The following is a 12,689-nucleotide window of genomic DNA, read 5'->3' on the forward strand; positions in this document are numbered from 1 at the left end:
AAGCTTAGTGCGCTCTGACTCGACAGTTGCAAAAGGCTTGTTACGCTGAACAGCGTGTTCGGGAAATGTTTTGTTTTGCTGAATTTGGTTTTAGGTTTTGCCAGTTGTACATGGGCGGAAACGAACCAAGTTTATATCGTCAAAAAAGGCGATACGCTCACTCGTATTGCTGTTTGTCATAAAGTTTCTTTGACTGATTTGGTTGAGGTTAATCAAATTGATCCGCAAGCGATTTTATCCATTGGTAAGCAGTTGGTGATTCCCAATCCTGTTATAGTAACCAATTCGGCCACGACCAATGCAGAACCTGTTTTAGTTATTCCTTTGCCTGAGCTGCGAAATACAGATAGTAATGTTGTTGCGCAGACTTTTACTAATGCATCAACTCTTACAAATGAAATAAAAGAATCAACGAATTCTTTACTAATCACTAATGTGATTTCAGCGCCAATCAAAAATTCATCGCATGTTGAAGAGATTTATGTCGTGAAGCCGGGCGATAATCTTTATAACATTGGCAAGCGCTTTAGAGTTTCAGTTGAAGAATTGACGCAATGGAACCAAATTTCAGCAAAATCTATTCTTAAGATTGGTCAACGTTTGAAAATTTATTTGCCGTCTTCAGTTGGCTCAATGACTAACGCTGATGTTGTCTCCATTAAACCAGATTCTTTACCCCCTAAGGTAGAGCCTTTAATTTTAGATTCCTCGCCCAAACCTGAAAAAAAACCGGAGCCGCCATTGATTAGCAATGCTCCAACAGCACCCGTTCATTCTCCTGAACTCACAAACTCATCAGTTGTTGTCTCGAATAAGACTGAGGAAAAAAAGCCTGAATTAAAAACAGAAAGAATTGAAAAAGCAGAAAAAGTGGAAAAACCAGAACCAGAAAAAAAACCGGAACCGCCGCGACCTGTCGCTAAACCTCCTCCGCCCAAACCGGTTCAGCCGCCTCCAAGTCCTCCTCCTAAGCCCGATTCTTCAAAGGGTGGTGACAACTATATTTTTCTTCAACGCGTTAAAGCGAAAATCGATCAACCCAGAGTAAAGCCGGGTCGTTGGAAATATATCGTAGTCCATCATAGCGGCACGAGACAAGGGAATGCTCAAATTTTTGATACTTATCATCGCAAAGTCAAACGCATGGAAAATGGTTTGGCCTATCATTTTGTGATTGGTAATGGAAGCAGCACTCGCGATGGTGAGATCGAAGTTGGTAATCGCTGGATGAAACAGTTGCAGGGGGGACATCTTTATAGCGAATATTTAAATACGATTGCGATTGGCATCTGTTTCGTGGGAGATTTTAATCGCGATAAACCTACGGCTAAACAAATAGCCGCTTGTATTGAACTTATCGATTATCTCAAGAAAATATGTGGTAATTCTAAAATCAAATTTTGTTTGCATCGCGAAATCAATCCCCGTCCTACTGATTGTCCCGGTGATCGTTTCCCAGCTACTTTATTGCATCGAAGATTGGACTAATTAAAACTGGTAGCCAATTGAAACTGAAAATGCGTGATTATCAAATTTATAATCTCCATCGGCAGTTTCTCCAACCATAGAAGTGGTTTCACTATTTCTCACATGATTCCAAGGTCCAGTAACATAGTGGTAAGCTGCGGCGTAACGCCAATTTTTGTAACGGTAGGAAAGTCCGCAGCTCATGAAATGTAAATCAGTGTCTGGTAGGGCAGGAAAATAATTAGCATTTGGCACAGAATTTTCACTGAAGACGTAACCAGCACTTAGGGTCAAACCGTTCTGAAAATAGTAGCTAGCTCCAAATTCATACATCCAACTTGCTTTCCAATTGAGAGGCAAAACGACATCTCCTGAATTTTTTTGAATGGTTACGCTATTTAATGTGTCCCAATCCGACCAGTGTGCATTAAATTCAAAATTCCAAGATGGGGTGGGACGATATGAAACGCCCACTACAACCTGTTGAGGAAAATCAACTCCAACGGTAGTAATTTCAGAAGGAGTGTAGGGATTGGCTTCTGAATTGCCACGAAAATTCATAGTTGTTGCACTTCGATAAGTTGCTCCAAAAGAAAGTTGGCGAATGGGTTGCCACAAAAGACCAATATTAAAACCGTAAGCGATATCGTCTCCCTCTACTTCAAATTCATCGCTTTTGGGAAGACCGAATAAAGAATTTTGAGGATTGTTATACAAACTACTTGGCACAAAGATTCCGCGTTCTATTGAAATTTTGGCATAGTTAATGGTTGGGCCGGCAGCGATAGAGAAACTACGACTGACTTGTAAAGCAACGACAGGGTTAAAAGTTAAATATTGTAGTTTGGCTTCTGTAACGATGCTGCGAAACCCAGAATCTTCTGGCCATTCTAATGCTAATCCATAAGGAGCGTAGAGACCTAGCCCAAAAGAAAAGGGGCTGTTTTTAGGTGATACGGTATAAAAAAAGCTTGGTATGGATTGCAGCTCACCATCTGTATCAGAGTGGTGACCATCTAGACTTCGATATTCTGATTTGACGGTAATAGCATAGAGATTGAACTGAAGATTTTGTTTTTCTAAATGAGTGATACCGGCTGGATTGTAGTAAATGGCAGAAGGATTATCCGCCGTTGCCACAAAAGCATTTCCACGAGCCATTGCTTCGGCATCTTGGTTGGGGAGTAAAAAACCAAATCCATGGCTATCTTGAAAATTAATGGTAAAAAAGGTTAAGAAACTCACAATAAAATAATAGAAAAAACGACAGGAGATGGTGTGCATACTAATAATGATTTACAGTTAAAAAAAATTCTATTAAGTAACTTATGGAATTGCGAGACTATTATTAAAAAGTATAAAAGGTAATTTACATGAAAAATAAAGTGGTATTAGTCACTGGGGGAAGTTCTGGAATCGGCAAAGCAACAGCGCTTGCGTTAGCTCAAGCAAAAGCAAAAGTAGTCGTGGTTGCTGATAAAAATGAAGAAGGTTTGCAGGGGTTAATCCAAGAAATTAAAAGTATCGGTGAAGAGGCTTTTTATATTAAAATGGATGTATCAAAAGAGGGTGAGGTAGCGGCTTTGGTTGAAAAAATAGTGGCAAAGTATGGTCGCTTGGATTGTGCTTTTAACAATGCAGGTATTGAAGGGCCTCAACTTCCGCTTCATGAATTAAGTGAAAAAGATTGGGAGCACTTGATTAGTATTAATCTAAAAGGGGTTTGGCTATGTATGAAATATGAAATAGCTCAAATGTTAAAGCAAGGAGGTGGAGCTATTGTTAACATGTCTTCCGTGGCGGGAGTTGTAGGGCTTCGGGGTTATAGTAGTTATGTAGCTGCCAAACATGGTGTGATTGGTCTCACTAAAACAGCTGCTTTAGAATATGCGACATTAGGCATTCGAGTGAATGCGATTTGTCCCGGTGCTATTAATACTCCTCTTTTAGATCGCATGATTGGAGGAAATCCTCAAATTGAGCAATGGCTGATTTCACAAGAGCCGGTAGGTCGTTTGGGGCAACCGGAAGAAATTGCTAAGGCTGTTGTATGGTTATGCTCGAACGAGGCGTCTTTTGTCACGGGTCACTCCATGGTGGTGGATGGGGGAGCAACAGTTCAGTAGATTAATAATAAGTGATTTACTTTTCTCATTATCGTTTTGAAAAAAAGATTGAAGAAAAAGAGCGTTCTTCTATGCTTTTTTTTCATGAGCGACCCATTGCAAGTGGTTTTAAGAGAGCTTCAAGACTTGTCGGATTCGCAAGTAGAAAAAGTCGCAGAATTTATTGCTTATCTTAAGGGATTAAATGAGTTAGTCAAAAATGAGGAAGATGAGGACTTCTTAGAATCTGATTGGAAAGAGGGTAGGTTTGATCTCAATTGATAGCAAGAAATCACGGCTTTTTATTTACTAGTGAAAGATCGCGGTTTGAATCTTGAATGAATAGTGTTAATTCTGTTCCTAAGTGAGATAATAATCTATCTGGCTCTAGCTTTCGCGGAAAGAAAGAGATCAGGAATTTACTTTACATAATCTCTATTTATAAAATATTGAAACCTCAGCCACCCTCTTTTTAGGAAGAGGAAAATGGTTTTCTTTGCTGGAATAAGCTTTAATTTTATTTATCAAACCTAAAACTAATGAGTTATTTCTTCACTTGTATCATAAGGCTTTTCGAGGCATATTTTTAAGTTTACACTGACTATGATGATCAGTTCGGATTCGGGAAAGGAAAGTTTTGTTGTTTGTCGTAATAGTCAAGGAAGTGCTGTGCGCGCCACGGTGCTTCGAATGACTCGTCATACTGTTACCTTTGAAGTTTATAATCCCTTTAGCATATTACAAAATTCGGAAGTTTTATCTGAATTTAAAATTTTTGTGGGAGAAAGGCTTGCTTATAATGGCAAGGCTGTGGTGAGTGGGATTGTTAATACAGGTCTTTTATTAATTTGTGAAGTGAGTTTAGGAGAATCCTGGTTGGATGTAGACGTTTTTTCCCCTTTTGGCCTTCAAAAAAATATAAAATCTGAATTCGAAACTTTTCTCAAAGGCTGGGAAAGACTTCAAGGTGTCGTATCTGATTTTAAAGTTATGATTGCCGATATCCAGATGTTTTTAACCGATTTAAGACAATGGCTGGAGCAAGTTGAGTTTGGAATTCAGGCAGATCCCAACCAGAATCATGAACAGGTAGAAAGAGAAATCCTAGAAGATTTAGAAGGAGTCATGCTAAGGCGCGTTCAACCACTTTTTGACCGTTTTGAAGAAATGACATCGGGCATACAGGAGCCTATGCGTCCTATTCATCGTTTTTACGCCAAGCAACAACTTCATCCTTTGGTGCTTTGTGCTCCTTTTGTCCATCGAACTTATCAAAAACCTTTAGGCTATGCGGGTGATTTTGAAATGGTAAATATGATTTTGAACGATCCTTTTCAAGGGAGCTCCTTATTTGCTAAAGTAATTAACTACTCCTTTTTACAACAGGCTCCTGCACAGGCACACCGAAACCGCGTTAAATATTTAACTAATATTTTATTTGATGAGGTGGAACGTTTAAAAACTTCTGGCAAAAAAATTAAGATATTAAATTTGGGTTGCGGTCCCGCTCAAGAAATACAAAATTTTCTTCAGGCTTACGATCTTAGCGATTTAGCGCATTTTACTTTAATTGATTTTAATGATGAAACATTAGCTTATACGGAGCAAAAAATTAAAAATGCCTGTAAGCAATTTAAGCGGCAAGCTGAGTTTCGTTTTGTTAAAAAATCAGTTCATCAAATTTTAAAAGAGTGTGGAAAAAGTAACGAGATACTGATGCCTGAAGATTATGATTTGGTTTACTGCGCTGGATTATTCGATTATTTATCAGACAGAGTTTGCCAAAGATTAGTAGAAGTTTTTTACCAATTAGTTAGGCCCGGCGGGTTAGTGGTGGTAACAAATGTGGACATTCAGAATCCGCAAAAAAATATGATGGAATATGTTTTAGAATGGCATTTAATTTATCGTAATTCAGAAAATCTTCAATATTTGGTCCCAAAAGCCGTAGATAAAAACTTTTGGTCAGTCAAAGCCGACGAAACAAAGGTTAACATTTTTTTGGAGTTAAGGAAAAACTTGAGTTTGGTAAATGTCTGATGCAATCCATCTAACAGAAGCTTTTAAGCAATACAACCGTCAGATGCGGATTGTAAATGCTCGTATCGCGTGCTTGCTTGCTGGTTCTTTAATGCCGCTCGGTGCTTTGCTTGATTTTCTTGTTTATCCTTCTTATTTGTTGTCCTTCTTTAATGCTCGATTGTTATGTGCTTTTTTAATTTTTTTAGTTTGGTTTATTTTAAATACTAAATGGGGAGAGCGTTATTATTTGATTTTTTCTCATGGTTGGTATGCCCTCCCTACTTTTTTTATGGCCTGGATGATCTATCGAACAGAAGGTGAAACCTCTCCTTATTATGCGGGATTGAATTTAGTGATTGTAGGAACGAGCGCTGTGGTCCAAGGCACCTTTTTACAGAGTATTGTTTCTGTCTCTGTAGTGGTAGTTTGTTATTTTATTGCGATATTCACTCATGGAAATTTTGAACACATTAAAGCTTTTATTAGTAATCTTTATTTCATTATTTTAACAGCTATCATTGTGCTTACGGGAAGTTACTTTTATAATCGATTGCGTTTTCGCGAGTTTGCTTCGCGCTATGAATTGGATGAAAATAAGCGTGAGTTGGAAGCGGCGAATCAGAAATTAATTGAGTTGGATCAGGTCAAGAGCCGATTTTTTGCCAATGTCAGTCATGAATTGCGAACGCCGTTAACATTGCTTTTAGCTCCTTTGGATAAATTGCGGGCTCAAAAAGAGTTGAAGACGATTCGAGGAGGTATGGAGCTTTTAGAGATTATGTATTCCAATGCGATGCGATTGTTGAAGTTGATCAATGATTTATTGGATTTGGTGAAATTGGAATCGGGCCGCATGGAAATTAAGAAAGAATCGGTTGATGTCGAAAAATTAGTCTTGGGAATACTGACTTCGATTAAAAAAATGGCAGAGGATAAAATGGTGCGGATTAACAATCAAATTTCCGAACAATTGAGTTGGGTTAAATTAGATCGTGATAAGTTTGAGAAGATTATACTTAATTTGGTTTTTAATTCTTTGAAATTCACTCCGGCAGGAGGAAGCATTACCGTAAAACTTTTTGAGCAATCAAACCAATTGGTTTTGCAGGTGATCGATACGGGAATGGGTATTGCTAAAGAGCATCTGCCTCATATTTTTGAGCGTTTTTGGCAAGCGGACACTTCTTCTCGAAGAAAATATCAGGGCACAGGAATTGGGTTGGCTTTGATTAAAGAATTGGTCGAAGCGCAGGGCGGTAAAATTGTAGCTAAAAGTGAATTGAAAAAAGGGACGGAGATGACGATTTATTTGCCTTTGGAAAAAGGCGAGGCGACTGTGGATTTAGAACCGTCTCATACGTTACCGCTTGCGGAGTGGTCATTAAATGGGGAACGAAGCGAAGCAGAGGAGGTCACGGTAGTTTCACCTTCGGAAGAGTGGCTAGTGCAGTTGCATAAGCGAGCAGAATTATTTCCGGCGATGGTTTCTTTACGAGAATCGATTAAGCCGGTTGAGACCAATCTTTCTTCCAATCGGCCAAAAGTTTTAATTGCAGATGATGAGCCTGATATGTTGCGATTTATTAAATCGCAGTTGCAAACGCGTTTTCAAATTTTGGAAGCGACTAATGGCCAGCAGGCTATTGACAAGGCGCAACAGTTTTTGCCGGATTTAGTTGTGTTAGATATGATGATGCCAGTTAAAGATGGGGTGCAGGTTTGTCAGGAGTTGCGAGAAAAAATTTCAACTCGGCATTTACCTATTATTCTTGTGACGGCGCGCGCAGATGAGGAGACAAAGCTCGCGGCGCTTTCGGCAGGCGCAACCGATTTTTTAACGAAACCGTTTTCCTTAACGGAACTTTTAGTGCGTTGCGAAAATCTAATTAGCGCTTTTCAGTTGCAAAAAGAAATTGCTAGAAAAAACCAGGAATTGGAGGCGGCTTTGGAACAGATCAAAGAGGCGGAAGCTCAGTTGGTGCAATCGGCCAAAATGGCATCTTTGGGGCGCATGAGTGCAGGATTAATTCATGAAATTAACAACCCTTTAAATTATGCGAATTCGGCAATGTATGTTTTGAAAAAAGAATTGGTTCACTTGCCTGAACCTTCGCAGGAAAAAGTTAACGAAACATTACAAGATGTGAATGATGCCATTCAGCGAGTGCGCAGTATTGTAACGAATTTGCGTGGATTCACACATCCCGACACGGAAAGTTTTACGTGGGTTTTTGTTCAGGATGTTTTTGATGCCGCTATCCATTTTATTAATCCAGAAATTCATCGCGATAATATTAAAGTAGAAGTTCAAGTGGCTAAAGATTGGGAAATTCTAGGTAATAAAAATCAGTTGATTCATTTAATGATTAATTTGTTGCAAAATGCGATTGATAGTATGAAAGAAAAAGAATTTAAGGATGGAGAAGTGCCCACTTTGCGTATTCAAGGAGGTATCGGTTCCGAAAATGCAATTAGCATTCGAGATAATGGAATGGGCATTCAAGAAGAAAATCGTGAAAAGATTTTTGACCCCTTTTTCACGACAAAAGATGTTGGTGCAGGCATGGGATTGGGGTTAAGTATTTGCTATCGGATTATTCATCAACACCAAGGAAGGGTGAGAGTCGAGAGCGAAGTGGGGAAATTTTGTGAATTCATCATTGAATTTCCATCGCAAAACTGTAAAAAACAATCAATTGAGAGCGATGCTCTAAAGATATAATTATGGAAACTCCTTACGACTACAAAAAATTTGCTATTTTATACGTGGATGATGAAGAAAAATCATTGAAATATTTCACGCGAAGTTTTGATGATCATTTCCGCATTTTTACTGCATCCAACGCTGCGGATGGTTTTGAAATTTTGAAAAATCACGCTGATGAAATTGGTATTTTGATTACGGATCAGAGAATGCCTGGAGAAAAAGGGGTTCAGTTGTTGGAAAAAGTGCGTCACTTACGACCACGTATTTTGAGAATTTTAGCAACGGCTTATTCTGATATGGATGCTGCTATTGATGCTGTTAATACGGGCGCGATTTACAAATATATTACTAAACCCTGGGATATTCCTTATATGGAAATGACATTGCGTCGTGGTTTGGAATTTTTCATTGTTCAACAAGAACGCGATGGATTGTTAAAAGAAAAAATCGGAGCGTTGCATCGGGTCATGATGACGGATCGTTTGCTTAGTTTGGGGATTTTGGCTTCTGGTTTGGGACATCACATGCGCAATTCGTTGGTGGCAGTAAAAACTTTTTTGGATTTGGCACCGGCAGAATTGCGCTCCGAAAGCATTGAAATAGAAAAATTGAGAAATCCCAATTTTTGGAACGATTTTTACGGTTTAGTTAAAGATCAGGTTAAAAAAATTATCGATATTTTAGCGGATTTGGAACATATTCCTGATAAACCGAAACCCGATCTTTTCAAGCCAGTAGATTTGTTAAGTTTAATTCGATCGGCTGTAGAATCTTTTCAACCCAAGTTTCAAGCCCAGTCAGTTTCTTTGGAATCACATCTGCCCCAGACACTTGCTCAAGTTAAGGGGGATAGCGCTATGTTTGATCGACTTTTTCGTTTGTTATTGGCGGATGAATTGGCAAGTTTAGCCAAAGGACAGAAATTGTCTTTCACGGTGAAAGAAGGAGTTTCTGATGGTGCGGAACCAAAAGAAATTTTGATCGTTTTAGAAGATGATGGCAAAGGGCTTTCGGATGAATTATTGCGTAGCGTGTTTGATCCCTTTTTTGTGCGTAGCAATGGCGCTCAGGAGTATGGCATTAACCTTTTAGCTTGTTACTTCATTGTGCATCATCACGGAGGTTCTATGAAGGTGGAAAATCGCTCTGAAGGAGGATTGCGTCTTAGCGTTCGTTTGCCTTTTGATCCAGATACTTCTCTTTGTCGTGAAGAGGATCGTAACTTCTTACAAAAAGTTTTTATTAACGAACAAGTTTGGGAAGATCTTTTAGCAAAAGGTTAAGAATTAATCTTCGCTGCTAAGATTTTGAATTTTGTGGTGGTTTCGATTATGTTTAGAAAAAGTATTCGTTTTTTCTTTCCAAAGAGTTTGAATTAAAAAATAACCTCCGAGCCCTAAGATTAAACCGATTACTGAACAACCAAGAAATAGTGGAAATCCTGCTTGCCATAACCAAGTGAAATTGCCTTCAAAAGATAGAGTAGTCAGAGGGCGATTTAGGAGGAAACATCCTAAAGCATACGCAAAAGAATAAAAAAAAGGGGCTGTCAAAGGATTGGTAGTAAAAAGCAAAATAATAGTAGTCGGAAGATTGGCACGCAACAAAAGAGCCAGAGTTAAACCTGCAATCAAATGAAATCCAAAAAAAGGGCTCGTGCTAATTAAGCAGCCAATAACCCATCCTCGCGCGACCGGTTGTTTTCGCCAAGCCCAAGACGATTTCAAAAAAAGATTGTCGCCAAAACAACGATGTAAAAAACCGCCACGAAGTCGCCTTCGAGAAAATCCTTTCTTATGAATCCAACGAAAATATTTGAGTTTCAACAATAGCTCCTATTCAAACTGACGTGTCACTCGCCAGCAGCAACAAACGACTGACAATTTACTATGTAACACAATTCTTTTGCTTATTAAATTAGAAAGAAATAATGAAAAGAAAAAATCGAAGAATGATAATGTCTTACACATGGTTTTGTTAAGCGTAGCGACAACGTTGCGCATGAGTTAAAGCCACTGCCAAGGCATCACTTGCGTCGGGCGAGGGAGTGGTGTCTAAGCCTAATAAAGCTCGGATCATGAATGCGACTTGATTCTTACGAGCAGCTCCGCGCCCGGTTGAGGCCATTTTAATTTGACGCGGAGCATATTCAAAAAGCTCCAGACCATTTTGAGCCACTGCCAGAAGAACAACTCCCCGTGCGCAACCTAGCGTGATAGCAACCGAATGGCTTTGCACATAGATGGTTCTTTCTAATGCGACACCATGAGGATGATAATCATGAATTAAACTCTGCAATTTTTCATAAAGGTTCGCTAAACAATTTTCTACGCTTAATTGAGGCGAATTTTTAATGATTCCCCAAGTTAAAACGCGATGACGGGATGGAGAAAAGCTTTCGATAACGCCATAACCCGTACTGCGCAGCGAGGGATCAATGCCAAGAATCACTTGTGAAGAGCTCATGAGAGATGGTTTCTTAATAGAAAAATAGTATCATTTATGGCATATTATTACTATGAAAACTCAAATCAAAACTTGGTTGTTATTGGGTTGTTTTATTTTTAACGTTTACGGAGTGATGGGGCAAACCTTTGAAATAGAAACGCCCAAAACAAAAAAGAAAATAACTCCTGTAGAGCCCTCGCGAGCTCCTAATCGCATTATTGGCAAACGAGCTAATTATAGTGGAGCGATTATCCAATTCATTAAAACAAAACCGGCTTGGCAAGCAATCAATCCTTTTGCCCCGAAAGCCTATGGAGCAGGTTATCATAACACGACCCAGGATCCCTATTCTGGTGAAATCGACGGATTAAAGCTGTTCTCTATTGAGTTTTAGGTTAAACTCAAACTTATGGGTTTGTTTGGATTCGGTTCGGAAAACGACAAGGGTGAAGAAAAAAAAGAATCTTCTATCGATTCGGCGCAAAATGCATCTTCGTCCGATGAGCGCAAACCGACTTGTTCCGAAGTTACGCCTCGTTTGAAAGCATTGCCTTCCGGATTAAAAAAAGTTTCTGCTGGCTCGATTTCTTTAAGCTCAAATGAAAATAATGCCTCTCAAACTTCCTCTTTACCAGTCGAGGTTTCTCCAGCTTCTTCAGAAGATATGGTTTCAGAAAGTCAACGTATTTTAGCTTCACTAGCAAGTTTGACCGAGAGCGAACCTGTAGCAAAACCTGAAGAAAAAAAACAAGAATCGATTGTCGAACAATCGACTTCTCATGCTCAAACTTTTATTTCTTCGCTGCCTTCAGTCGTCATATCCGAATCTTTTTCTTCGGTGTCGCAAGATATTTCTACCGTGGCTGAACGTCGACAACGTGCTTATCGAGCTCTGTCACGTTGGTTGAACAATCCGACAGAAATTGAAGTGGATCTGGTTAATTTACCAAAAATTTTGCTAAAAAATTCTGAAATTCATGGTGCCGCCATTATCGATCAAGAAGGATTAATTTTAGGTTTGGAAACCTCGATCGAAATCAATCGTAAAGTGCTAGCGAATTTAGTATTGAAACTTTTTTATCAATGCCGATTTGCTGCCGAGGAGTTAGATCTTGTTTTTCGTGATCAAACAATTGTATCTCTTGGTGAATTAACTCTGCAAATCAGTCATTGGCAGGCTTTTTATTTGATTACTTTTCATCAGCATTTGCCCTCCGAAAAACTTTTGCATCGATTGCGAAAAACGGTTCGAGCTTTGGCTCGGGTTGAAATGGGAGTTTAAATCTTATCGCATTTCATTCCAGATTTTGAGCGAATAACGTTCTTTCTCTAATTTTTTTGCCAAAACGATTTCTTCTTCGGTTAATTGATCGCTTTGGAATTTTTTTTCAAAAATTTCTTCTACAGCTTGAATAAGATGTGAGAAAAAAGTTGTCGGCAAAGAATTGATTAAAAGACTGCCTTGATGCAAAACGGCAAGTTGGGTGCGACGTTGTGCGGCTCCGGCAATTTTTTGTCCGGAGCTATTGACTAAATCAAATTTAACCGGTTTTTGAAAGCAAGCTGAAGATTCCAGTTCAGAAGGTGCGGGAATAACTTGGCTGGTGATGTGACAGTGGGATAACGCTTTTTGGATGGCTTCATGAATTTTTCGATAACTTTCGCTCGTTCCGCTTTGTGCAAGGGAGTGGTTGCGAGGAAAAATGAGTGTATAGGTAAAATCGTTTGCATGATCCACCAGACCACCACCGGTTAAACGTCGGACAAAACTTCGACCTGGAGGCACCACGCTTTTGCTTTGAAAATACCCTAAAGAAACAGCGGGTTCATTCCATTGGTAAATTCTTAAAACAGGGGTTTGGCAAAGACGCAAAAGAGCTTCATCAACTGCCATATTGTAAGCAGGAGAGTTTTTATCATGATGAATGACGCGAGCCATA

Annotated in this window: 12 protein-coding genes; 8 read left to right on the forward strand and 4 right to left on the reverse strand. The window is 39.2% G+C overall.

What is annotated here, in order from left to right; all coding sequences use genetic code 11:
- Positions 1 to 75: 75 nt before the first annotated feature.
- Complete coding sequence (locus tag K1X66_06905) at positions 76 to 1,488, forward strand: LysM peptidoglycan-binding domain-containing protein (protein MBX7158097.1); 1,413 nt, start codon at positions 76 to 78, stop codon at positions 1,486 to 1,488.
- Here K1X66_06905 and K1X66_06910 read toward each other — a convergent pair whose 3' ends face one another.
- The gene (locus K1X66_06910; GenBank protein MBX7158098.1) at positions 1,489 to 2,751 is read right to left on the reverse strand and encodes an outer membrane protein transport protein; all 1,263 of its coding nucleotides are present in this window, start codon (positions 2,749 to 2,751) and stop codon (positions 1,489 to 1,491) included. It lies immediately after the preceding gene.
- 89 nt (positions 2,752 to 2,840) lie between these two features.
- On the opposite strand from K1X66_06910, the gene K1X66_06915 reads away from it, so the two are divergent.
- The 5 genes from K1X66_06915 (at position 2,841) to K1X66_06935 (ending at position 9,584) form a co-directional block, all read left to right on the forward strand.
- Positions 2,841 to 3,593: an SDR family oxidoreductase gene (locus K1X66_06915; GenBank protein ID MBX7158099.1), complete on the forward strand. Its 753-nt coding sequence runs from the start codon at positions 2,841 to 2,843 to the stop codon at positions 3,591 to 3,593.
- 84 nt (positions 3,594 to 3,677) lie between these two features.
- The gene (locus K1X66_06920; protein ID MBX7158100.1) at positions 3,678 to 3,854 is read left to right on the forward strand and encodes a hypothetical protein; all 177 of its coding nucleotides are present in this window, start codon (positions 3,678 to 3,680) and stop codon (positions 3,852 to 3,854) included.
- 321 nt (positions 3,855 to 4,175) lie between these two features.
- The gene (locus K1X66_06925; GenBank protein ID MBX7158101.1) at positions 4,176 to 5,612 is read left to right on the forward strand and encodes a class I SAM-dependent methyltransferase; all 1,437 of its coding nucleotides are present in this window, start codon (positions 4,176 to 4,178) and stop codon (positions 5,610 to 5,612) included.
- On the forward strand, positions 5,605 to 8,316 hold the full coding sequence (locus K1X66_06930) for a response regulator (GenBank protein MBX7158102.1): 2,712 nt from the start codon (positions 5,605 to 5,607) through the stop codon (positions 8,314 to 8,316). Before K1X66_06925 ends, K1X66_06930 begins: the two co-directional genes overlap by 8 nt.
- 2 nt (positions 8,317 to 8,318) lie before the next feature.
- Positions 8,319 to 9,584 (forward strand): hybrid sensor histidine kinase/response regulator, encoded by a 1,266-nt coding sequence (locus tag K1X66_06935; GenBank protein MBX7158103.1) that lies wholly within the window; start codon positions 8,319 to 8,321, stop codon positions 9,582 to 9,584.
- Positions 9,585 to 9,587: 3 nt separating this feature from the next.
- Here the strand turns inward: K1X66_06935 and K1X66_06940 are convergent, their stop codons facing one another.
- Together K1X66_06940 and ruvC are read right to left on the reverse strand one after the other, a co-directional pair.
- Positions 9,588 to 10,127, reverse strand: a complete 540-nt coding sequence (locus K1X66_06940) for a DUF2062 domain-containing protein (protein ID MBX7158104.1) — start codon at positions 10,125 to 10,127, stop codon at positions 9,588 to 9,590.
- Positions 10,128 to 10,278: 151 nt separating this feature from the next.
- A complete protein-coding gene (gene ruvC / locus K1X66_06945) occupies positions 10,279 to 10,767 on the reverse strand; it encodes a crossover junction endodeoxyribonuclease RuvC (protein MBX7158105.1) in 489 nt (162 codons plus the stop codon).
- A 52-nt stretch (positions 10,768 to 10,819) separates the two neighbouring features.
- On the opposite strand from ruvC, the gene K1X66_06950 reads away from it, so the two are divergent.
- The gene (locus K1X66_06950) at positions 10,820 to 11,143 is read left to right on the forward strand and encodes a hypothetical protein (protein ID MBX7158106.1); all 324 of its coding nucleotides are present in this window, start codon (positions 10,820 to 10,822) and stop codon (positions 11,141 to 11,143) included.
- Between the two features lie 15 nt (positions 11,144 to 11,158).
- Positions 11,159 to 12,031, forward strand: a complete 873-nt coding sequence (locus tag K1X66_06955; GenBank protein ID MBX7158107.1) for a hypothetical protein — start codon at positions 11,159 to 11,161, stop codon at positions 12,029 to 12,031.
- Positions 12,032 to 12,034: 3 nt separating this feature from the next.
- On the opposite strand, the gene K1X66_06960 is transcribed toward K1X66_06955, so the two are convergent.
- Positions 12,035 to 12,688 (reverse strand): lipoate--protein ligase family protein, encoded by a 654-nt coding sequence (locus K1X66_06960; protein MBX7158108.1) that lies wholly within the window; start codon positions 12,686 to 12,688, stop codon positions 12,035 to 12,037.
- Between the last annotated feature and the right edge of the window lies 1 nt (position 12,689).

The sequence above is a fragment of the Verrucomicrobiia bacterium genome, from assembly GCA_019694135.1.
In the GTDB taxonomy this organism is placed as follows: Bacteria; Verrucomicrobiota; Verrucomicrobiia; order JADLBR01; family JAIBCM01; genus JAIBCM01.